Source organism: Streptomyces sp. Z26 (assembly GCF_003665095.1).
Taxonomy (GTDB): domain Bacteria; phylum Actinomycetota; class Actinomycetes; order Streptomycetales; family Streptomycetaceae; genus Streptomyces; species Streptomyces phytohabitans.
Window position 1 is genome coordinate 1,716,909 of the sequence record NZ_RCHV01000002.1, and the last position, 20,804, is coordinate 1,737,712.

The following is a 20,804-nucleotide window of genomic DNA, read 5'->3' on the forward strand; positions in this document are numbered from 1 at the left end:
GTACGGGCCCCGCCACAAAGTTGACCAGTCCGCGCGGGCCCCCGTGGCGTTTTTGCCGAAGGTGTCCGTGGAAAGACCAGTCTTTTTCCGATCTCGCACACATGTGACGGTGGTCAGCCAGTCGTGACGGTACGGTCGGCGTCCCGTGCCCCACCGGCCCCACCGCCCCGGCGACGGCTCACCCGGCGCGGGGCGCCCTACGGCCGCAGCACCACCAGGTCGTCCCGGTGCACCACCTCGCGCTCGTACGCCGGGCCCAGCTCGCGCGCCAGGTCCCGGGTCGAGCGGCCGATGAGGCGGGGGATCTCCGCCGCGTCGAAGTTGACCAGTCCGCGCGCCACCGCCCGCCCGGCGCCGTCGCGCAGCTCCACGGGGTCACCCGCCGTGAACTCCCCCTCCACGCGCGCGATCCCGGCGGGCAGCAGCGAGCTGCGCCGCTCCACCACGGCCCGTACCGCCCCGTCGTCCAGCACCAGCGCGCCGCGCGGCACCGAGGCGTGCGCCAGCCACAGGAGCCGCCCGCGCGCCCGCCGCCCGGTGGGGTGGAAGTACGTGCCGGTGGCGCCGCCCGCGAGGGCCTCGCCCGCGTACGGGGCGGAGGTGAGGACCACCGGTACGCCCGCGGCGGCCGCGATGCGCGCGGCCTCGACCTTCGTCACCATGCCGCCGGTGCCGACGCCGGAGCGGCCCGCGCTGCCGATGTCCACGCCCGCGAGGTCGGCGGGGCCGGTGACCTCGGCGATACGGGTGGTGCCGGGCGTCGCCGGGTTGCCGTCGTAGAGCCCGTCGACGTCGGAGAGGAGCACGAGCAGGTCGGCCCGTACGAGGTGGGCGACGAGCGCGGCCAGCCGGTCGTTGTCCCCGAAGCGGATCTCGTCGGTGGCGACGGTGTCGTTCTCGTTGACGACGGGGAGGGCGCCCATGGCGAGGAGCTGTTCGAGGGTTCGGTAGGCGTTGCGGTAGTGGGCGCGGCGGCTGGTGTCGTCGGAGGTGAGGAGCACCTGGCCGACGCGGCGGCCGTACCGCGCGAAGGACGCGGCGTACCGGGCGACCAGCAGGCCCTGGCCCACGCTGGCCGCCGCCTGCTGGCGGGCCAGGTCGCGCGGGCGGCGGGCCAGGCCGAGCGGGGCGAGTCCGGCGGCGATGGCGCCGGAGGAGACGAGGACGATCTCCTTCGCCTCGTACTTGGCGAGGGAGTCCACGAGCGCGTCCACGCGGTCCGCGTCGAGGCCCCCGGCGGAGGTGGTGAGGGAGGAGGAGCCGACCTTCACGACGATCCGGTGCGCGGCTGCGACGTCCGGCCGCGGGCCCGGGGGGCGGGGCGCGGGCCGCCCGTGTCCGTCATCCACGGGACCGTGCCCGTCCTGTCCCGCACCGTGCTCGTCGCGTTCCGACCCGTCCTGCCCTGACACGTACGCCGTCCCCTTGTCCTGCCGCTCGTCCCGCCGCGTGGCCCCGGCCTGCCGCGTCGCACTGCCGTGCCCACCGGGTCCCGGGCGCGGGTGGCGTCGGCGGGAGCGAGGGCGGCGTGCGTGCGCGGCGCCCCGTACCCGCCGTCGCGGATCACCGCAGGTCGGTCACGGGCCGTCGCGGGCAATGTAGTCGAGCGCGGGGGTCCACCGCGCGCGTGTTTCACCCGCTGGACAGGAAGGGCCTTCACGGCATAGGGGAGGATTTCCGCGCGCGGGAGGTTACAGAAAATTGTCATCCGGGCGACGACAGGCATACGGTCAGGCGTCAACAAGCGGAAGCACACCCCCCTCACCCGTGTGCCCACCCTCAGCTACCCTCCCCCGCCAGGAGCTCAGCCCGTGCCCTCTGCCGGACTCTCCCCCCGACGCGCTGTCCAGCTGGCGGCGCTGTCCGCCCTGCTGCTGCTGTACTCGCTCCAGCTCGCGGGCGCCCTGCTGCCGCACACCGCGCTGTTCGTCGCGGCCTCCGCCCTCGGGCTCGTGCTCGACCTCTACCTCCAGCACCGGCAGCCGGGACTGCTGGCCCTGCTGGGCAAGGTCCGCTTCGACGTCGTCACCCGGCAGCTGCTGCGCGACATGCTCGTCGTCGTCGGGCTGGTGCGGCTGCCGGACGTCGAGCCCGTCGAGGAGATGGGCGTCGTCCCGCTCCTCCTCGGCTGCTACGCCGCGCACTTCTTCTGCCAGGGCGTCGCCCTGCTCGTACGGCGCAGCCGGACGCTCCCCATTGTCACCCGGAACGTCGACGCCTCCGCCCTCGGGCTGTCCGCCGCGCCGCCCCGGCTGCTGCTCCGGCAGCCGAGCCGACGGCTGCTGCGCTTCATGAGCCCGGCCACGGCGGGGTTGCTGGCGACGGCCGTCACCTCCGACAGGGAGTGGGCGCTGGCCGGGCTCGGCGCCTCGCTGCTGCTGTCCGTGGTCGCCGCCGGGTACCTCGGTACGTGGCTGCTGCCCCGCAAGCGGCTGCCGGACGAGGCGCGGGTGCTCGCCTGGCTGGACGACTGGCTGGCGGACTACCGGCCGACGACCGGCATGTACTTCTCCGGCGGCGCGACCTCCGCGTACCAGGCCAACATGTGGCTGGACACCCTCGCCGCGCTCGACGGGCGGCCGATCATCGTGCTGCGCGAGCGCTTCATGGTGCAGAAGATCGAGGCGACGGACGTGCCGATCGTCTGCATTCCCAAGGTCGCGCACCTGATGCACTTGGAGCACTCGACGCTGAAGACGCTGCTGCACCCGGCGAACTCCGGCAAGACGTCGCAGGTGCTGCGCATCCCCACGATCAAGCACGCGTTCACCAACCACGGCGAGAGCGACAAGCTGTCGTCCTGCAACCCGTACGCCAAGGCGTACGACGAGGTGTGGGTCGCCGGACCGGCCGCCCGCGAGCGCTACCAGCTGGCGGACATCGGCGTCGACGACCGCGACGTGGTGGAGGTCGGCAGGCCGCAGCTGGCGCCGATCGAGCCGTACGCCGGGCCGCCCGCCCCCGGTGGCTTCACCACCGTGCTGTACGCGCCCACCTGGGAGGGCTGGACGGACGACCCGGGCAACACCTCGGTGATCCTCGCGGGCGAGAACATCGTGCGCGGACTGCTCGCCGACCCGGCCGTACGGCTGCTCTACAAGCCGCACCCCATGACCGGCTCCGTCGACCCGCGCGCGGGCGAGGCGAACCGGCGCATCCAGGCGATGATCACCGAGGCCAACTCCGGCCGCTCCGGCGCCCGTCCGGGCCCGGAGGCCGAGGCGGAGCTGCGGCGTCGCACGGACGAGCTGGACCGGCTGACCAGCACCGCGTTCCGGGCGAGCGTGGACGAGGCGGAGCGGATGATGCTCCAGTCCCGGCCGGACGGCGGGCACGCCGCCGCCGTCACCGCCGCGCGGGAGGCGTGGGAGGCGGCGTACTGGGCGTCGTTCCCGGCGTGGGAGCACCAGATCATCACCGGCCCCCGGCCGGGCATCTACGCCTGCTTCAACCAGGCGGACCTGCTCGTCAGCGACGTGTCCAGCGTCGTCTCGGACTACCTCAGCAGCGAGAAGCCGTACGCGGTCGCCAACACCAGCGGCCTGTCCGAGCGCGACTTCCGCGCGGGCTTCCCGACCGTACGGGCGGCCGCGATCCTGTCGCCGTCCGCCACGGAGGTGCCGGAGCTGCTGGCGTCCGTACGGGAGCCGGGCCGGGACGGGCTGGCGGCGGCGCGCGCCGTGCTGAAGACGCACCTGCTGGGGCCGTCGGACCCGCCGTCGCTGGCGCGGTTCAACCGCGCGGCGCTCGACCTGTGCGCGGCGGCGGACGCCCGCAACAGCCGCGCGGCGGCCCGTACCGGCTCGGACATCCCGGGCCAGCGGGACGACGCGGCGGCGGGCGGGAGCGCGACGGAGAGCGCCGGGACCGGCGAGGACGCGGAGCCCGGCCCGGCCGGTACGGGCGGTGGCGCGCGGCCGACGGAGCCGAGCGGCGCGGAGGACCCGGCCCTGCGCGCCTGACGCGGCACGCGGCACGTACGAAGGAGGCCGGGCCCCCACCCGTCGGTGGGGGCCCGGCCTCCTTCGCGTACGCGGGCGGGTCGGATCAGCGCGGCGGCTCCGCCGGCGACTCCGGGTAGAAGTCGCGCGGGCGGCCCGCGTTGTCCTTCAGGCGGCCGAGCAGGCTCGACGGGTACTCCACGAGCCAGTAGCTCGCCCACGCCACCGGCAGCGCGACCGCCAGCACGATCAGCGTGGCGAGCGGGTACGCGCTCTGGTCGGTGGGCAGCAGACCCGAGTCGTACAGCTGGAGCAGCACCGGCTCGTGCCAGATGAAGAGGCTGTAGCTGACCAGGCCCACCCAGGTCAGCGCCCGCGACCGCAGCAGCCCGTGCGCCGGTACGCGGCGGGCGACGTGCACCGTGCCGTACAGCATCACGGCCCACAGCACGCTCGCGGCCGGGTGGTAGAACATGAACGTCGCGTTCTCCGGTGCCGAGTCGTACGACAGCCAGTACAGGCCGAGGGCCGCGGACACCGTGAGCGCCGTGGCGACGCCCGGACCGACGCGGCCGCGGTCGCCGAGGGCGACCTTCAGCACCGCCAGGCCCATCCCGGCCGCGAAGCCGCCGAACCGCGCCTGCGGACCGAAGTACACCGGCCAGTCGGTGTGCGGGACGTGCCAGCCGTAGTGGGCCAGCGCGATCCACGCCACCGGGATGACGAACAGCGCCAGGCAGCCGCTCGCGCAGGCGATCACGCGCGCCCGGCGGGTGCGCAGCGCGCGGCAGCCGCGGATCGCGAGCGGGCCGATGGCCACCAGCGCCAGGTAGAAGATCACCTCCAGCGACAGCGACCAGGCGGGCCCGAGGGTGTAGAAGATCCGGTCGCGGTCGAAGACGTGGGTGAACGTGAGGTGTTCGACCAGGTCCAGCCAGTCGCCGGGGAGGGTGGGGTTGCGGGTGGCCCACACGACGAGCACCGCGAGGAAGTACAGGGGCACGATCCGGACGGCCCGCCGGAAGAGGAACGCGCTGGCCGGGCGGACCGAGCCGCCGTCGATCGCGGCGCGGGCGTACGAGATGGTCAGCAGGTACGCCGACGTGACGAAGAAGAGGTCGATGACCTCCAGGGAGATGAGCGCGGCCAGGTACGGGTTGTCCAGCGGGGCGTGGGCGCCCTGCGCGTCGTAGCGGTAGTACTGCTGCCACACGTGGAAGACGACCGTGCTGAGCGCCGCGAGTCCGCGCCAGCCCTCGATCTCCCGGCCGCGGCTGCGGGCGGGCGTCCCCTCGGGCGGCCCGGACCGGCGGCCGGAGCCGGGGCCCTTCGCGGCGCCCGAGCCGGAGCCGGGGCCCGTTCCCGTACCCGAGCCCGTTCCCGTGCCGGACGCCGGTACGGTCCCGGCGCCGGGCGGTGGCGCGGTGGCCGTACCGGCGGGGGCCGTGCCCGTTCCCGTACCGGCTGTCGCTGCGGTCGCGGTCACGGCGCCGACACCTCCCGCCCGTCCGCCGCGCCCGCCTCGGCCGCGCGCGGGGTGACCCGCCACTGCCGCTCGCCGAGCGCCTCCTTCAGATGGGCGTGCCGCGCCACCATGTTCTTGAAGTGCGAGTAGAAGACCGTCGACACCAGCAGGTAGCTCCAGAACCAGCGGCGCCTGCGCCGCAGTTCGGGCACCGCCAGCCGCCACGCGAACACCGCCTGCACGACGCCCGCCGACAGCGTGAACAGCATCGCCAGCACGCACACCGGCACCGCCCAGTCCATCGCCAGCGGGCCGCCCTCACGCCACATCGAGAACAGCAGCACGGGCAGGATCTGGAGCGTCAGCCACGGCTGCACCTCGCGCCAGCCCAGCAGCACGAACAGGCCCAGCTTCTGCCGCCGTGTGAACGACGGCGAACGCAGGCCCCGCCAGAGGTACTTGAGCGACACCTGGAGCCAGCCCTGCGCCCACCGGGACCGCTGGTTCCACAGCGACCCCAGCATCGTGGGCGCCAGCTCCCGCGACACCAGCGACCGGTCGACGGCGAACCGGGCGCCCTCGCCCAGCGCGCGCATCGTCGAGTCGATGTCCTCCGTCAGCATCGAGCCGTGCATCCGGGTGCGCGCCAGCACGTCCGTACGCCAGAAGCCGTTGGAGCCGCCGAACACGCCGAACCCGTAGAGCCGGGTGCGGCCGGGGTGGCTCACCGCGTAGATCGCCTCGAACTCGACGGCCACCAGCCGCGACACCCACGAGCTGGCGCCGTTGCGTATCACGCAGTGGCCCTGCACCACGTCGTAGCCGTTCGACAGCCAGTGCCACGCCTGTTGGAACGCGCCCGGCGCCGGATGGTGGTCCGCGTCGAAGACGCCGACGATCTCGCCGTGCACGCGCGTCACCGCCGCGTTGACGTTCTGCGCCTTGGACGTGCTGCCCTGCACCGGCAGCAGCACCAGCCGGGGGTCGCGCCGCGCCATGTCGCGGAGGGTGTCCTCGACGGGCAGCGGGTGCGGGGTGTTGTAGGCGAGGACGATCTCCAGCCCGCCCGGGTACTCCAGCGCGAGGAACGACTCCACGGTGTCGACGATCGTCGCCGCCTCGTTCGGCAGGTACGCGGCGATCACCGCGCTGGCCGGCGGGTACGGCTGCGTGGGACGCTCCGGCCGGGCCACCGCGTCGAGCGAGAAGACGCACTCCAGCACGATGAGCGCGGCCGACGTCAACAGGCCCGCGACGACCGCCCAGTAGACGACGCCGACGACGTCCCAGCCCAGCGCGTACAGCTCCATGTAGAGCGCCAACGGCACGCCCACGCCGATCACCAGCACCAGCACGGGCGACAGCGCCGTCAGCACCGCGCGCACCGCCGTCCGCAGGCGGCCGGGGCGTTGGGCGGTGCCGCGCATCCACGGCTCGTAGCGCACCGGCAGCAGGTCGCGGTGGCTCATCGACTCCACGGACGCGTCGGCGGCGCGGCGCACCGCCTCTCGGTGGCCGGTGTCGCCCAGCGGCGTCCAGCCGATGGCCGGGGTCAGCCGTACGTTCTCGTCCGCGACGATGAAGCGGGTCCCGGCCACGGCGTTCGCGAAGTCCTGGAGCGCGCGGCGCGCGGCGTCCTCGTCCACGCCCGGCACGAGCACCAGCAGATGCCCCTCCTCGTCCCAGCCGAGGCGTACGGCCGCGCCGTCCAGCCGCTCCGCGACACCGGCCAGCCGCTCGGCGACCTCGCGCCGCACGCGGTGCCCCAACCGGGCCTCCAGCGCCTGCATCTCGGCCACCGCGACGACGGCGACGGCGCCCGCGCGGCGCCCGAGGGCGGGGCGGCGCAGCTCGCGGTCCAGCTCGTCGAGGAAGTGCGTACGGGAGTAGAGGCCGGTACGCGGGTCGCGCAGCAGCTTCTCCACGGGCACCGGCACGCGGCGGAGCTTCGCGTCGATGCGCGCGGCGAGTTCCGCCGGGTCGCAGGAGGCGGGGAGGCAGTCGTCGGCGCCGTACCGCAGCATGTCCACGACGGCGTCCGGCGCCGGGTCGGCGACGAGCACCAGCAGCGGCAGGGCGCCGCCCGCGGGCACGGCCCGTATCCCGGCTATCACCTCGGCGGCGGGCGGGACGTGGCCGCCGGGCTCGTGGAGGGCGACGATCACGTCCGGGGGCGTCCGCAGCATCTGCTCCTCGACGGCGCCGGGGGCGGCGTAGCCGATCTGGTGCCCGGTGGACAGCAGGGACTGGGTGAGCCGTTCACGTCCGGGCCCCGGCACGGCGACGACGAGCACGCGCCCCCGGCTGTGGGACGCGGGCTGCCGCTGGGTGGGCAGCGTCGCGGTGGCGGAGGACGGCTGAGCGGACGGTGGGGGGTACGCCGGTCCGGATGGCGACGGGGCCGACGGCTGCGATCGGTGCGAAGTGAGCACCTTGCAACGTCCTTCCTCAGGTCAGGAGTTACGGCGGCTGGTCGGGCCGCCGGTGCGCGGCGCGACGGCGTCGCGCGGCAGTGCGTGTGTGCAGATGCGTACGCGCGTCGCGGGACCACTGGTCAGGCGGTCCGTGCCCGTGGTCGGCGGGCGGCGGCGACGGAGGTGGCGCGTACGCGTACCGGATCGACACTGACCCGGTGGGCCACTCCAGACTCGGCGGCCACTGTGACGTCGTACCTTCCTGCGCGTAACACTCACATGAAGTCCTCACAGTTGACCCGCGAGGAAGAGGTGTTCGCGCCGTGAAGGGCCCAGGCGTGCCGAGGTGCGGGCCCGTCCGTGGCTCCTCTCCGCGCCGACACGGAGTCTCCCGTCGGCAGGTGCCGCACGAGCCCGTCGTCGCAGATCCTGACCGTGCGGCATCGACCGCCGCAACCCTCACCGCACCCCTGCCCCATCCCGATCACACCGTGCGCACATCGCGATCGCATCCACCCGGGTACGGGCACGGGATGCTCTCGTCCGGCCGTCGCGGGAGCCCGTCGCGGGGCCTCGCAGGAGGGGGTGCGCGGCGGTGCGCGGACGGCGGGGAGGGGGTGGGGGCGCGGCGGATCGCGGGGCGAAATTCGTCACTTTCCCTCGTACCGCCGTGGCTAACGTACGGGCATGACCTCTCTCGACCAGCGGCCCGACCCGTACCCCGCACCGCGCCCCGACGACGCCGACGACGCCCCCGCCGCCTCCCCCGTGCCCGACCCCTTCCCGGTGCCGGGCCTGGACGAGCGCCGGGCCCGACTCGTCGCGCAGACCGACCTGTTGCGGGCCACCGCGCGCGGCGCGGACCCGGCCACGCCCGTGCCGTCGTGCGCGGGCTGGGACCTGGGGATGCTGCTGCGGCACGTCGGCGGTACGCACCGCTGGGCCGAGACCGTCGTACGGACCCGGGCCACCGGACCCGTACCGCACGACGCCGTCGACGACGTGTCCGCCGACGGCGCGCACCCCGGGCTGACCGGCGGGGACGCGCTGGACGCGTGGCTGGAGGCGGGCGCCGCCGCGTTCGGCGACGCGCTGGGCGCGGCGGGCCCGGACGCGCCGGTGTGGACGGTGGCGCCGGGCGGCACCCCGGTGTTCTGGGCGCGGCGCATGACGGCCGAGACGGCGCTGCACCGCTGGGACGCGGCGGACGCGCTGGCGCTGGCCTGGGACCTGGACCCGGCGGTGGCGTACGACGCGCTGGCGGAGTGGCTGGAGTTCAGCGTGCTGCCGCAGGCGTACGCGTCGGAGGCGGAGCAGCGCGAGCTGCTCGCGGACGGCCGTACGCTCCACTTCGCCGCCACCGACGCCGACGCGGGCCTCACCGTGGACCTGTCCGGCGACGCCCCGACCTGGCGCCGTACGGGCGGCGCCGCCCCGGCCGCGTCCGTGACCGTACGGGGCCCACTGCCCGCGCTGCTGCTGTGCGTGTACGGGCGGCGGGAGTCGCCGCGTACGTACGCCGGGGAGGCCGAAGTGCTGGGCGACGCGGCGCTGTTCCGGGACTGGCGGCACCGGGCGAGCGCCTGGCTGCGCAGGTGACACGGGGGCGTACGGGGGGTGCGGGCTGAGGGACGGGCGATGAGTTCCGCGGCCCCCGGCCGTCTGTCCCCGGCACCAGCACCCACCGTTCAGGGGAGTCCCGCATGCGCACCCTCGTCAGCACCGCTTTCGTCTCGCTCGACGGCGTCGTCGAGGCCCCGGGCGGCGAGCCCGGCTACCGCAACTCCGGCTGGACGTTCCGCCACGTCGACTTCCTCCCGGAGGCGTACGAGCTGAAGGAGCGCGAGCAGGAGGAGGCCGGGGCGCTGCTGCTGGGCCGCGTCAGCTACGAGGCGTTCAGCCCGGTGTGGCCCGGCATGGCGGAGTTCGCGGGCTACCGGGCGATGCCGAAGTACGTCGTCTCCACCACCCTCGGCACGGCCGACCTGGTGCCGGAGTGGGGCGAGACCACGATCCTGCGCTCGCTCGACGACGTGGCGGCGCTGAAGGAGACGCCGGGCGGCCCGCTCATCGTGCACGGCAGCGCCGCGCTGAACCACGCCCTGGCCGACGCCGATCTCGTCGACCGCTACCACCTGCTGGTCTTCCCGCTGCTCCTCGGCGCGGGCAAGCGGCTGTTCCCGGCGACGGACAGGGACGCGCGGAAGCTGACGCTGGTCGAGCACGAGACGTACGCGAACGGCGTCCAGAAGAACGTCTTCGACGTCGTCCGCTGAGCCGATGACCCCTTCGCCCGTTTCCCGGTGTGCGGCACCGCCGCGCCGCCACCGCCGGGTCACCTCCGCCACCTCCCCGCCGTCACGTCACCGCCGCGACCGTCGCCGCCGTGCTCGCGACCGCGACGCCGAGGGCCGTACGCGCCACCGCCGTACCCACCGCCCCGGCACCCCAGTGCCCCTCCTCCAGCTCCTTCGCCCGCCGGATCACCTCACCCGACCACTTCGGGCGCGGGTGGAGCGACGGCAGGGTGCCGCTGGCGGAGAGCAGCGCGACGACCGCGGCCGTACGGGCGTCGGGGCTCTCGCCGCGCTCCAGCACGGCGCACACCCGGTCCCGTAGCGCCTCCTCGTGCCGTACGTCGTCCACCGGCAGCCGCGTCGTACGGAACAGGCCCAGCACCTTCCGGCTCTCGCGGCGGATCATGCCGCGCGCCAACAGCCGGTCGAGGACGGCCTCGTGGAGGCCGACGCCGACGTGGAGCAGCAACGGCTGGACACGGCGCGGGCGTTCCGCGACCTGCTCGTACGCGGCCTGGAGCAGCGGGTCCGGCAGGGGCCCCGTGCCCGCCGGGCGGACCTCCGGGCCGTTGGGTCCGGCGGGGCCGTCGGCGGTCACGAGCCTGCCGAGGAGGGCGAGTTCGACGAGTACGGCGCCGCCGAGGGCGTAGTGGAGCGTGGCGGCACCCGCCGGGACGCCGGTCTCGTCGTCCAGCATCAGCAGCGTCAGGTCCTCGACGATCAGCGTCTCGTCCCGCACGGTCCCTCCCTCGTCCGTCGTGTCGTCCGCGCCGTTCCCGGCGCCGCCCTCCGTACGGCCCGTGGCCGTTCCCGGTGTCACCGGCGCGGCTCCCAGCGGAAGAGGCGGAGGGCCAGGACGACGGCGACGACGACCCACGCGAAGGTCGGCGCCAGCAGCACGAGGGAGTCCCGTACGGCCTGGCCGCCGTTCCACGCCTCGACGACCAGCTCGGTCGCGGAGCCGCCGGGCAGCAGACGCTTGAGGGTGCCCATCTCCTCGGTACCGGAGATCCCGACCCAGCTGGCGACGGCGATGGTGCCGAGGCTGACGGGCAACGTGGTGACCTGCGCGTGCTCGGGGGAGTTCGTCAGCCCGGCCGTGGCCAGGCCCAGGGCCAGCAGCATGGCCACGATGGCGAGGACGGCGACGACCAGCAGCGCGATGTTGTCCGGTCCCCCGGCGACCGAGCCGAGGACGGTCAGGATGACGACGGCCTGGACCAGCGTCAGCAGTGTCACGGGGAGCGTCAGCCCGGACAGGATGTTGGCGTCGCTCTCGGCGGTCGAACGGAGCCGCTTGAGGAACAGGTTCTGGCGGCGGGAGGCGAGCGTGGTCACCACGGTGGTGTAGAGGCCGAAGGCGCCGACGGTGAAGACGACGACCGCCGCGATGTAGCCGAGGCTGGCCATCTCCGCGAACGACTCGTGCTGCTTGATGAAGAACGCGCTGACCGCCGCGGGCATGATCAGGCTGCTGACGAGCACCAGCCGGTTCCGGAAGATCTGGATCAGCTCACTGAGAGCGATGGCGAGCATGGTGGGGTCCCTTTCTCGGGGAGTTACGGGGAGTCGCGGAGCGCGGGGAGCGCGGCTCAGTCCGTGCCGATGGAGCGGAAGACGTCGTCCAGCCGGGTCGGCCCGGCCTGGAGGTCCAGCAGCTCGACGCCGTAGTTCTGGGCCCAGTGCAGCAGCAGGTTGAGGTCCTTCTGGAGGGTGAAGGTCTCGATCACGAGCTTCCCCTCGTGCTCCCGCGTGATCGGCAGCGGCAGCGCCGGCACGGCGGCCGCCAGCGCGAACTGGATCACCGCGGGCAGCGTCCGCGTCAGCTCCGACACCGTCCCCTCGCGGTGGAAGGTGCCCTTGTGCATCAGCCCGATACGGTCGGCGCGCTGCTGCGCCTCCTCCAGGTAGTGCGTGGTGAGGACGATCGTCGAGCCCTCCTCGCGCAGCTTGTCGACGGCGTCCCACAGGGCGTCGCGGGACTGGATGTCGAGGCCCGTGGTCGGCTCGTCCAGGAAGATCAGCTCGGGCGTGCCGTAGACGGCGGTGGCGAAGTCGAGGCGCCGCTTCTCGCCGCCGGAGAGCTGGGAGACCCTGGTGCCCGCCTTGTGCGTGAGGTCGACGAGGTCGAGCACCCGCGCGTCCGAGTCCCGGCGGCGGGTCAGGGTGCCGATGAGCCGTACGGACTCCCGCACCGTGAGGTCCGGGGAGAAGCCGCTCTCCTGGAGCATGACGCCCATCCGCGGCCGTACGGTCCGCCGGTCGCCCGGGGCCTGCCCGAAGACCCGTACGGTGCCCGAGGTGGCCGTACGGTGCCCCTCGACCGTCTCCAGGGTGGAGGTCTTGCCCGCGCCGTTGGTGCCGAGCAGGGCGTAGAACTCGCCGCGCCGCACCTGGAAGGAGAGGTCCTTCACGGCGTGGAAGTCGCCGTACTTGAGGTTCAGCCGTTCGACGTCGATTACCGGTGTCGTGTCCATACCCTCGATCCCACCGTCCCCGGGGCCCGGTCGGCAGTGGCAGACGTCATCACTTGCGCATGACGTTTCACCGACGGAAGGCATGACGTGGTGTCACTGGTGGCGGGGCGGATCGGGGCTGAGACTGGGGGCGACCGTGCCGTGCGACGCCGTACGCGCACGACGCCGTGGGACACCGCACCGCACCACTCGGTACGACACCGCGCCACGCCGTACGACACCGCACGAGGCCCCGGGGAGCCGCGCATGGAGAGCAGGACGCTGCGGGTGCTGCTGACGGGGAACGCGTACGTCTTCCTCGCGGTCTGCGCGGCGTTCCTCGTCCAGCGGGTCGGTGGCGGTCCCTACCCTGACGGCGTGGACTCCTGGCTCGCGCACAACGAGTGGCTGCTGTGGACCTCCATGGCCATCGCCGCGGGCAGCGCGGTCACGGTCCCGCTGCTCAGCGTGGACGCGGACCGCGCCCCGCGCCCGGACGGGGACGGGTGACCACCGGGCGGGCGCCCGCGCGCCGGACCCGGGTCCACCGGGCGCTGCGGCGGGTCGCGGGCCGTGAGGCGTTCGCGCCGCGCCGGGGCGCCGCCCACACGCCACGGGAGACGCCGGAACGGGACAGCTCCGCACAGCGGCGCCTCTCCCGGCTGAACCTCACGATGCTGCTCCCCCTCCTCGCCACCGTCGGCGCCGTGCAGATCGCCGTTGACGCGGACGGCCGGCTCGACGCCGTCGTCCTGGGCGTCGGCGTGCTGGCGGGCATGGTGGCCTTCGTACGGTGGGCCGCGGGCGACGTGCTGGGCGTCGCCGTACCGTGCCTCGCCGTCAGCACGGCCGTGTGGTTCTACGGCTCGGTGCTGTCCGACTGCCACAGCGCGTTCTACGGCCTGCTCATCACCGGCGTCCACGTCGTGCCCCGCCTCCCCCGCCGCCGTGAGGCCGGGGCCGTCGCGCTGGCGCTCGTCGTCGCCGTCATCGGCGCCGGGCACCTGCTGACCTCGGGGGACGCGGCCGCGGCCGACCTGGTCGGCTACGTCGTCGTGCCCACGGGCGTCACGGTGGTGGTGACCGGGGTGATGTTCCCGAACCAGAAGTTCTACGACGTCGTCCGCGAGCTGGAGGAGTCCCGCGAGCGCGAGGCCGAACTGGCCGTCGTGCGGGAGCGGATGCGCTTCGCCAGCGACCTGCACGACATCCAGGGCCACACCCTGCACGTGGTGAAGCTGAAGACGGCGCTGGCGCGGAAGCTCGTACGGGCCGACGCCGACCGGGCGGAGCAGGAGCTGCGCGAGATCCACGACCTGGTCGCGGACACCATCCGGCAGACCAAGGAACTGGCGTACGCGCAGCGCCGCCTGAACCTCTCCGCCGAGCTGGAGAACGCCAAGAACCTCTTCGAGGCGGCGGGCATCCGTGTCCACGTCGACCGGGAGGCCGAGGTCGACCCGCGCGCCGGTGAGCTGCTGGGGCAGGTCCTCCGGGAGACGACGACGAACATCCTGCGGCACGCGCGGGCGACGGAGGTACGGATCACCCTGGCGGCGGCCGGGATCACCATCGTCAACGACGGGGCGTCCGGGGACGCGCCACCGCGCTTCCGCGGGCTGGCCACGCTGCGGGACCGGCTGGCGGACGACGGCGGCGGGTTGACCGCCGAGCGGACGGACGGCCGGTTCCTGACGGCGGCGTCCTTCCCCCGGCTGGGCGGCGGGGACACGCTGTGAGAGGGATCGTGCCGGGGACGGGACGGACCGTGAGGCGGAGGAACGCACGATGACCACGACCGTGGTGCTGGCCGACGACGAGGCGCTGCTCCGGAAGGCCATGGCCGCGCTGCTCCCGCTGGAGGGCGACATCACCGTGCTCGCGGAGGCGGAGGACGGGGAGACGGCCGTACGGGCCACGCTCCGGCACCAGCCCGACGTGCTGGTGATCGACCTGGAGATGCCCGGCGTGGACGGGATCGGCGCGATCACGGCGATCCGGCGCGCGCAGCCGCGGCAGGTGGTGCTGATGCTGACGCGGCACGCGCGGCCGGGCGTGCTCCGCAAGGCGCTGAAGCTGGGCGTGCAGGGCTTCGTGAGCAAGTCGGCGGAGCCGTCGCACATCGCGTGGGTCGTCGGCGCCCTGCACGAGGGGCAGCGCTGGATCGACCCGGACGTCTCCATGCTCGCGCTGGTCGACGACTGCCCGCTGACCGACCGGGAGATCGAGGTGCTGCGGGCGACGGGCGAGGGCTTCTCGGTCGCGGACATCGCCGTCCGCGTCCACCTGGCGGAGGGCACGGTGCGCAACTACCTCTCGAACGCCATGCGGAAGACCCAGACCCGTACCCGCCACGAGGCGGCCCGGTACGCGCGCCAGCAGGACTGGCTGTAGGCGCGCGCACGGGCCGGGCGGTGCGGGTCGGCCGTACGCGTCGGGCGTACGGCGTGGTCGTACGCGTCAGGCGTACATGCCCGGCTGGTAGTCGCCGGCGGGCTGCTGGGTGAGGACGTTCAGCCGGTTGAAGGCGTTGATCACCGCGATCGTGGCGACGAGGCCGGCGAGCTGCTCCTCGTCGTAGTGCTTCGCGGCGTTCGCCCACACGTCGTCGGGCACGCCGCCCGCGGCGTCGGCGATACGGGTGCCGTGCTCGGCGAGTTCCAGGGCGGCGCGTTCGGCGTCGGTGAAGCAGGGGGCCTCGCGCCACGCGGCGACCATGAACAGCCGCTCCGTGGTCTCCCCCGCGTGCACGGCGTCCTTGGTGTGCATGTCGACGCAGCCCGCGCAGCCGTTGATCTGGCTGACGCGCAGGAGCACCAGCTCCCGGGTGGCCTGCGGCAGCGTCGTGCCGGTGGCGACCGCCTTCCCCGCCGCGGCGAAGTGCTTGATGACCCGGGCGGTGGCGTCGCTGCCGAAGACGTTCAAACGTGCCTGCATGGTGCACTCCTAGCCGTTGTGGACCGCTGTGCGCGGGTCGCTGCACCCTTCTGACGGGACCGGCGGCCCGAATGTGACACCGGCGATGGTGACGTGGGTCTCGCCCGGCGGTCCCACGATCCCCGCGCCGTGGGGGAACCGGGGCCTCCGGTCGTACCCGTGTTCGCAGGAGCAGCGAACACGGAGCGATCTGGCTTGTTCTCATGGTGTCAAAATTAGGTGCCCGAGGCATCTAATGGACGGAGTCAGCCACGCTCTCGTCCCGGAGGCCCGCGCATGACGGAGACCGTCGCCTTCCCGCAGGACCGCACCTGTCCCTACCACCCGCCCACCGGCTACGCACCGATGCGCGAGACCCGCCCGCTGGCCCGCGTCACCCTCTACGACGGACGCCACGTCTGGGCCGTCACCGGCCACGCCGCCGCCCGTACGCTGCTGGTCGACCCGCGCCTGTCCAGCGACCGCGAGAACGCCGAATTCCCCATGGTGAACGAGAGGTTCGCCCGGTCGCGCCGCTGCCGCATCGCCCTGATCGGCGAGGACGACCCGCAGCACAACGCCCAGCGGCGGCTGCTCATCCCCAGCTTCTCGGTGAAGCGGATGAACGCGCTCCGCCCCCGTATCCAGGAGACCGTCGACCGGCTCATCGACCGGATGGTCGAGAAGGGCGCCCCCGCCGAACTCGTCACGGACTTCGCCCTGCCCGTGCCGTCCATGGTCATCTGCGCGCTGCTGGGCGTGCCGTACGAGGACCACGACTTCTTCGAGGAACAGTCCCGCCGTCTGCTGCGCGGCCCCCGCGCCGAGGACACCGAAGCCGCGCGCGACGCCCTGGACGCGTACTTCGCCGAACTGATCGACCGCAAGCGCGCCGAGCCGGGCGACGGCGTCCTCGACGACCTCATCGCACGGCACGAGGAGACCGGGACACCCGACAAGGACGAGTTGCTGAGCCTCGCGACGATCCTGCTCGTCGCCGGTCACGAGACCACCGCGAACATGATCTCCCTCGGCGTCTTCACCCTCCTCGGCCACCCCGAACGGCTCGCGGAACTACGGGCCGACCCCGATCTCACACCGTCCGCCGTGGAGGAGCTGCTGCGCTACCTGTCCATCGCGGAGGGCCTGTCGCGCGTCGCCACCGAGGACATCGAGCTGGCGGGCGAGACGATCCGGGCGGGCGACGGCGTCGTCTTCTCGACGTCGATCATCAACCGCGACGGCGAGGCGTACGACGCGTCGGAGGAACTGGACTGGCACCGGCCCACCCGGCACCACGTGGCCTTCGGCTTCGGCGTCCACCAGTGCCTCGGCCAGAACCTCGCGCGGGCCGAACTCGACATCGCCCTGCGGACGTTGTTCGCCCGCCTGCCCGAACTGCGCCTGGCACGGCCCGCGGAGGAGATCCCGTTCAAGCCCGGGGACACCCTCCAGGGCATGCTCAACCTGCCCGTCACCTGGTGACGGGCAGGCAGGGGAAGGAGGCAGCGATGGACCGGCACCACATCGAGGTCGACAAGGACGTCTGCGTGGGCGCGGGCATGTGCGCGATCACCGCGCCCGCCGTCTTCACCCAGGACGACGACGGGCTCAGCGAGGTGATCCCCGGCAAGGAGCAGGCCACCGGGGAGACCATGACGCGCGAGGCCCTGCGCGCCTGCCCGGTGCAGGCGATCAGCGTGGCGGACGGCTGAGCAGCCGTCCCCCGCCGGGGAACCCCGCCCTGGCGTACGGCCGCTCGGCGGGCGGTCGTACGTCGCGGGCTGGCCGCGCGTCCACCGCCCCGCCGCTCAACGCCCGCCGCTCAACGCCCGCGCGCGGGCAGCCGGGTGGCGATGACCACCGTGGCGTACAGCTCCTCGGACCGCTTCACCCGTACCCCCAGCCCGCCCCGCCGCAGCACCGCGACGGCCTCCGCCTCCTGCCGTTCGCTGGTCTCGACGAGCAGGCAGCCGCCGGGCGCCAGCCAGTCGGCCGCCTCGGCGGCGACGCGGCGGAGCACGTCGAGGCCGTCGGCGCCGCCGTCGAGCGCCGTACGGGGCTCGTGGTCGCGGGCCTCGGACGGCAGCAGGGCGATCTCGTCGCTGGGGACGTACGGCACGTTGGCGGCGAGGATGTCGACCCGGCCGCGCAGGGTGCCGGGCAGCGCGGCGAACAGGTCGCCCTCGTGCACGGCGTACGGCTTGTGCGGCGCGCCCGAACCGCCCGCGCCGGGCTCCCCGTACCCGCCGCCGTACGTGCCGTGGCCCCGGCCGCCCCGGAGGGCGGCGGCGAGGTTGCGGCGGGCGCAGCGTACGGCGACGGGGTCCACGTCGGCGGCGTGCAGCTCCACCCGTTCCAGCGCGACGGCGAGCGCGGCGCCCACCGCGCCCGAACCGCAGCACAGGTCCACGACGACCGGCGTGCTGCCCTCCTCGGCCTGGTGGCCGAGCGCCAGCGCCTGCCGTACGAGGAACTCCGTACGGCGGCGCGGCACGAACACGCCCGGCTCCAGACGGACCCGCAGCCCCCGGAACTCGGCCCAGCCCAGGACGAGTTCGAGCGGTTCACCGGACGCCCGCCGGTCGGTCAGCGCGGCCAGCGCGGCGGGGGTCGGCGCCTCGGCCAGCAGCAGCTCCGCCTCGTCCTCGGCGAAGACGCACCCGGCCGCCCGCAGTCTGCCGACCACGGCGGCCAGGGAGAGCCGCGGCTGCCCGTACGGCTCGTGCGGGTGACGCCCCGCGTCGACACCCGCGTCGACGCCCGTACCGGCTTCGGGGACGGCGCCCGTACCGGCGTCGAGCTGCCGGGACGGGTCGGACTGCTGCGACGACATGAGTGCCTTTCCGTACGCTCGGGGCCGTACCGCGGAGCCGTACCCCCGGGTCCCTACCGGGGTCGTACGGGTGCGGGACCGCGGCGGCCCCGCACCGCCCGCCGCCGTCAGGCGAACGGGTCGAAGTCCTCGAACTCCCGCTGCGTCTCGTCCCGTTGGGCCTCCCGGTCGCGGCGGCGCTGGGCCGCCGGGCGGGGCGCCTCCATCCGGTGGTCCTCGCCGCGCCGCCCGAGCATCTCGCCGCCCGCCGTGACCGACGGCTCCCAGTCGAAGACGACCGCGTCGTCCTCCGGGCCGATCGCGACGCCGTCGCCCTCGCGGGCACCCGCCTTGACGAGCGCGTCCTCGACACCGAGGCGGTTGAGCCGGTCCGCGAGGTAACCGACGGCCTCGTCGTTGCTGAAGTCGGTCTGGCGCACCCAGCGTTCGGGCTTCTCGCCCCGTACGCGGAACAGCCCGTCGTCGTTCCGGGTGACCGTGAAGCCCGCGTCGTCCACGGCCTTGGGCCGGATGACGACGCGCGTGGCCTCCTGCGGCGGGCGCGCCGCGCGGGCCTCCTCGATGATGCCGCCGAGCGCGAACGACAGCTCCTTGAGGCCGTGCCGCGAGACGGCCGAGACCTCCAGGACGCGGTAGCCGCGAGCCTCCAGGTCGGGGCGGATGATGTCGGCCAGGTCCTGGCCGTCCGGGATGTCGACCTTGTTCAGCACGACCAGCCGGGGCCGGTCCTGGAGCCCGGCGCCGTACTCCGTCAACTCCCGCTCGATGACGTCGAGATCGGACATCGGGTCGCGGTCGGACTCCAGCGTCGCGCAGTCCAGTACGTGCACGAGCACCGAGCAGCGCTCCACGTGCCGCAGGAACTCCAGGCCCAGGCCCTTGCCCTCGCTCGCGCCGGGGATCAGCCCGGGGACGTCCGCGACGGTGAAGACCGTCGAACCGGCCGTCACCACACCGAGGTTGGGCACCAGCGTGGTGAACGGGTAGTCGGCGATCTTCGGCTTGGCCGCCGAGAGGACCGAGATGAGCGACGACTTGCCCGCCGACGGGTAACCCACCAGGGCCACGTCCGCGACCGTCTTCAGCTCCAGCACCACGTCCCGCGCCGTACCGGGCTCGCCCAGCAGCGCGAAGCCCGGCGCCTTCCGGCGCGGCGACGCCAGCGCCGCGTTGCCCAGCCCGCCGCGCCCGCCCTGCCCGGCGACGAAACGGGTGCCCTGCCCGACCAGGTCGGCCAGCACCTCGCCGTCCCGGCCGAGCACGACGGTGCCGTCCGGCACGGGCAACACCAGGTCCGTACCGTCCTTGCCGGAACGGTGGTCGCCCTCCCCCGGGCGGCCGTTGGTGGCCTTGCGGTGCGGGTGGTGGTGGTAGTCGAGGAGGGTCGTCACGTCCTGGTCGACGACCAGGACGACGTCGCCGCCGCGACCGCCGTTGCCCCCGTCGGGGCCGCCCAGCGGCTTGAACTTCTCGCGATGCACGGAGGCGCAGCCGTGGCCCCCGCTACCCGCGGCGACGTGCAGCTCGACGCGGTCCACGAAGGTGGTCATGACGGGTGCCTCCAGATGGCGTGCGGGGTGACTCGGGTGACGCGAATGGTGCGGTCGTACGGGGTCGTGCGCGCCGTACGGGATGGTGCGGGTCGTACGGGTACCGCCGTGGCGGACGTACGTAACGGATCGAGGGCGGCGCCGCTCCCCAGCGGGGAGAGGCGGTCCGCCCTCGGAGTTTCCGGTGCCTCGACGAGTGGTTACTCGGCGACCGGCACGATGTTCACGACCCTGCGGCCGCGAGCGGTGCCGAACTTGACCGAGCCCGCGTCCAGCGCGAACAGCGTGTCGTCCTTGCCGCGGCCCACACCCGTGCCCGGGTGGAAGTGGGTGCCGCGCTGCCGGACGATGATCTCGCCCGCCTTGACGACCTGGCCGCCGAAGCGCTTCACGCCGAGGTACTGCGCGTTGGAGTCGCGACCGTTCCGAGTGGACGAGGCGCCCTTTTTGTGTGCCATGTCTTGTCAGTCCCTTACTTCGCAGCCGGGGCGGGGATGTCCGTGATCTTCAGCCCGGTGTGCAGCTGGCGGTGACCGATCCGCTTCTTGTACCCGGTCTTGTTCTTGTACTTCTGGATGCGGATCTTGGCGCCCTTGTGGTGGTCCACGACCTCGGCCTGGACCTTCACACCCGCCAGCACCCACGGGTCGCTGGTGACGGTCTCGCCGTCCACCACGAGCAGCGCCGAGAGCTCGACGGTGTCGCCGACCTTGCTTTCGGCATTACGGTCAACCTCGATGACGTCGCCCACAGAAACCTTCTGCTGGCGCCCGCCGGTGCGCACGATCGCGTACACGCGGAACTCTCTCTCGCTCGATTCGGGACCCCTGATGCCAGCCACCCGCGCGGGACAGGACCCACGGCTGATCCGTGACGGACCGAGCGGCCTCTTCCGGCGTACGCACGCGGCTCTCGCCTCGTACGCGCGA

The 20,804-nt window shown here is 73.7% G+C and carries 19 protein-coding genes; 8 read left to right on the forward strand and 11 right to left on the reverse strand.

All coding sequences use genetic code 11. The features are described from left to right. Nucleotides 1-197: 197 nt before the first annotated feature. Entirely contained in the window at nt 198-1,349 is a 1,152-nt protein-coding gene (gene proB, locus D7M15_RS07575; protein ID WP_121520390.1) for a glutamate 5-kinase, read from the reverse strand. Nucleotides 1,350-1,811: 462 nt separating this feature from the next. Between proB and D7M15_RS07580 the strand changes: the two genes are divergently transcribed. Beyond that, nucleotides 1,812-3,962, forward strand: a complete 2,151-nt coding sequence (locus D7M15_RS07580; RefSeq protein WP_240649176.1) for a hypothetical protein — start codon at nt 1,812-1,814, stop codon at nt 3,960-3,962. 85 nt (nt 3,963-4,047) lie between these two features. Here D7M15_RS07580 and D7M15_RS07585 read toward each other — a convergent pair whose 3' ends face one another. Then, complete coding sequence (locus tag D7M15_RS07585; RefSeq protein ID WP_121520392.1) at nt 4,048-5,427, reverse strand: acyltransferase; 1,380 nt, start codon at nt 5,425-5,427, stop codon at nt 4,048-4,050. Further along, nucleotides 5,424-7,700 (reverse strand): glycosyltransferase, encoded by a 2,277-nt coding sequence (locus D7M15_RS07590; protein WP_240649177.1) that lies wholly within the window; start codon nt 7,698-7,700, stop codon nt 5,424-5,426. The genes D7M15_RS07585 and D7M15_RS07590 overlap by 4 nt, the downstream gene beginning before the upstream one ends. 807 nt (nt 7,701-8,507) lie before the next feature. Between D7M15_RS07590 and D7M15_RS07595 the strand changes: the two genes are divergently transcribed. Together D7M15_RS07595 and D7M15_RS07600 are read left to right on the forward strand one after the other, a co-directional pair. After that, entirely contained in the window at nt 8,508-9,419 is a 912-nt protein-coding gene (locus D7M15_RS07595) for a maleylpyruvate isomerase N-terminal domain-containing protein (RefSeq protein ID WP_121516791.1), read from the forward strand. A 104-nt stretch (nt 9,420-9,523) separates the two neighbouring features. Next, the gene (locus tag D7M15_RS07600) at nt 9,524-10,096 is read left to right on the forward strand and encodes a dihydrofolate reductase family protein (protein ID WP_121516792.1); all 573 of its coding nucleotides are present in this window, start codon (nt 9,524-9,526) and stop codon (nt 10,094-10,096) included. Nucleotides 10,097-10,178: 82 nt separating this feature from the next. Here D7M15_RS07600 and D7M15_RS07605 read toward each other — a convergent pair whose 3' ends face one another. Genes D7M15_RS07605 through D7M15_RS07615 form a run of 3 tightly spaced genes read right to left on the reverse strand, consistent with a single transcriptional unit; the run spans nt 10,179 to nt 12,594 of the window. Beyond that, a complete protein-coding gene (locus D7M15_RS07605; RefSeq protein ID WP_240649178.1) occupies nt 10,179-10,937 on the reverse strand; it encodes a GPP34 family phosphoprotein in 759 nt (252 codons plus the stop codon). Then, a complete protein-coding gene (locus D7M15_RS07610) occupies nt 10,934-11,653 on the reverse strand; it encodes an ABC transporter permease (RefSeq protein ID WP_121516793.1) in 720 nt (239 codons plus the stop codon). The genes D7M15_RS07605 and D7M15_RS07610 overlap by 4 nt, the downstream gene beginning before the upstream one ends. A gap of 56 nt (nt 11,654-11,709) precedes the next feature. Further along, nucleotides 11,710-12,594 carry an ABC transporter ATP-binding protein gene (locus tag D7M15_RS07615; protein ID WP_121516794.1) on the reverse strand — a complete coding sequence of 295 codons (885 nt, stop codon included), beginning with the start codon at nt 12,592-12,594 and terminating at the stop codon, nt 11,710-11,712. A gap of 246 nt (nt 12,595-12,840) precedes the next feature. Here D7M15_RS07615 and D7M15_RS07620 point away from each other — a divergent pair, with 246 nt between their 5' ends. From D7M15_RS07620 to D7M15_RS07630, 3 genes are read left to right on the forward strand one after another with little or no spacing between them, the layout of a single operon-like run. After that, nucleotides 12,841-13,083, forward strand: coding sequence for a hypothetical protein (locus D7M15_RS07620; RefSeq protein ID WP_121516795.1), 243 nt, complete (start codon nt 12,841-12,843; stop codon nt 13,081-13,083). Continuing rightward, nucleotides 13,080-14,312 (forward strand): histidine kinase, encoded by a 1,233-nt coding sequence (locus D7M15_RS07625; protein ID WP_206337332.1) that lies wholly within the window; start codon nt 13,080-13,082, stop codon nt 14,310-14,312. Before D7M15_RS07620 ends, D7M15_RS07625 begins: the two co-directional genes overlap by 4 nt. A gap of 49 nt (nt 14,313-14,361) precedes the next feature. Then, nucleotides 14,362-14,967, forward strand: coding sequence for a response regulator transcription factor (locus D7M15_RS07630; RefSeq protein WP_121516796.1), 606 nt, complete (start codon nt 14,362-14,364; stop codon nt 14,965-14,967). Nucleotides 14,968-15,033: 66 nt separating this feature from the next. Here D7M15_RS07630 and D7M15_RS07635 read toward each other — a convergent pair whose 3' ends face one another. Beyond that, the gene (locus tag D7M15_RS07635; protein ID WP_121516797.1) at nt 15,034-15,510 is read right to left on the reverse strand and encodes a carboxymuconolactone decarboxylase family protein; all 477 of its coding nucleotides are present in this window, start codon (nt 15,508-15,510) and stop codon (nt 15,034-15,036) included. Nucleotides 15,511-15,786: 276 nt separating this feature from the next. Between D7M15_RS07635 and D7M15_RS07640 the strand changes: the two genes are divergently transcribed. Together D7M15_RS07640 and D7M15_RS07645 are read left to right on the forward strand one after the other, a co-directional pair. Next, complete coding sequence (locus tag D7M15_RS07640; RefSeq protein ID WP_121516798.1) at nt 15,787-16,974, forward strand: cytochrome P450; 1,188 nt, start codon at nt 15,787-15,789, stop codon at nt 16,972-16,974. A 26-nt stretch (nt 16,975-17,000) separates the two neighbouring features. Continuing rightward, nucleotides 17,001-17,204 carry a ferredoxin gene (locus tag D7M15_RS07645; protein WP_121516799.1) on the forward strand — a complete coding sequence of 68 codons (204 nt, stop codon included), beginning with the start codon at nt 17,001-17,003 and terminating at the stop codon, nt 17,202-17,204. Nucleotides 17,205-17,314: 110 nt separating this feature from the next. Here D7M15_RS07645 and D7M15_RS07650 read toward each other — a convergent pair whose 3' ends face one another. The 4 genes from D7M15_RS07650 to rplU form a co-directional block, all read right to left on the reverse strand. Beyond that, nucleotides 17,315-18,325 carry a methyltransferase gene (locus tag D7M15_RS07650; RefSeq protein ID WP_121516800.1) on the reverse strand — a complete coding sequence of 337 codons (1,011 nt, stop codon included), beginning with the start codon at nt 18,323-18,325 and terminating at the stop codon, nt 17,315-17,317. Between the two features lie 107 nt (nt 18,326-18,432). After that, nucleotides 18,433-19,875: a GTPase ObgE gene (obgE, locus tag D7M15_RS07655; RefSeq protein ID WP_121516801.1), complete on the reverse strand. Its 1,443-nt coding sequence runs from the start codon at nt 19,873-19,875 to the stop codon at nt 18,433-18,435. A gap of 200 nt (nt 19,876-20,075) precedes the next feature. Beyond that, nucleotides 20,076-20,333, reverse strand: coding sequence for a 50S ribosomal protein L27 (rpmA, locus tag D7M15_RS07660; protein WP_121516802.1), 258 nt, complete (start codon nt 20,331-20,333; stop codon nt 20,076-20,078). A gap of 14 nt (nt 20,334-20,347) precedes the next feature. Continuing rightward, nucleotides 20,348-20,671: a 50S ribosomal protein L21 gene (gene rplU, locus D7M15_RS07665; RefSeq protein ID WP_121516803.1), complete on the reverse strand. Its 324-nt coding sequence runs from the start codon at nt 20,669-20,671 to the stop codon at nt 20,348-20,350. Between the last annotated feature and the right edge of the window lie 133 nt (nt 20,672-20,804).

Coding starts and splice junctions, on each gene's coding strand:
- obgE (WP_121516801.1), bottom strand. CDS start 19,875: ATGACCACCTTCGTGGACCGCGTCGAGCTGCACGTCGCCGCGGGTAGC.
- D7M15_RS07635 (WP_121516797.1), bottom strand. CDS start 15,510: ATGCAGGCACGTTTGAACGTCTTCGGCAGCGACGCCACCGCCCGGGTC.
- D7M15_RS07595 (WP_121516791.1), top strand. CDS start 8,508: ATGACCTCTCTCGACCAGCGGCCCGACCCGTACCCCGCACCGCGCCCC.
- D7M15_RS07615 (WP_121516794.1), bottom strand. CDS start 12,594: ATGGACACGACACCGGTAATCGACGTCGAACGGCTGAACCTCAAGTAC.
- D7M15_RS07630 (WP_121516796.1), top strand. CDS start 14,362: ATGACCACGACCGTGGTGCTGGCCGACGACGAGGCGCTGCTCCGGAAG.
- D7M15_RS07650 (WP_121516800.1), bottom strand. CDS start 18,325: ATGTCGTCGCAGCAGTCCGACCCGTCCCGGCAGCTCGACGCCGGTACG.
- rpmA (WP_121516802.1), bottom strand. CDS start 20,333: ATGGCACACAAAAAGGGCGCCTCGTCCACTCGGAACGGTCGCGACTCC.
- D7M15_RS07645 (WP_121516799.1), top strand. CDS start 17,001: ATGGACCGGCACCACATCGAGGTCGACAAGGACGTCTGCGTGGGCGCG.
- D7M15_RS07610 (WP_121516793.1), bottom strand. CDS start 11,653: ATGCTCGCCATCGCTCTCAGTGAGCTGATCCAGATCTTCCGGAACCGG.
- D7M15_RS07640 (WP_121516798.1), top strand. CDS start 15,787: ATGACGGAGACCGTCGCCTTCCCGCAGGACCGCACCTGTCCCTACCAC.
- D7M15_RS07620 (WP_121516795.1), top strand. CDS start 12,841: ATGGAGAGCAGGACGCTGCGGGTGCTGCTGACGGGGAACGCGTACGTC.
- D7M15_RS07600 (WP_121516792.1), top strand. CDS start 9,524: ATGCGCACCCTCGTCAGCACCGCTTTCGTCTCGCTCGACGGCGTCGTC.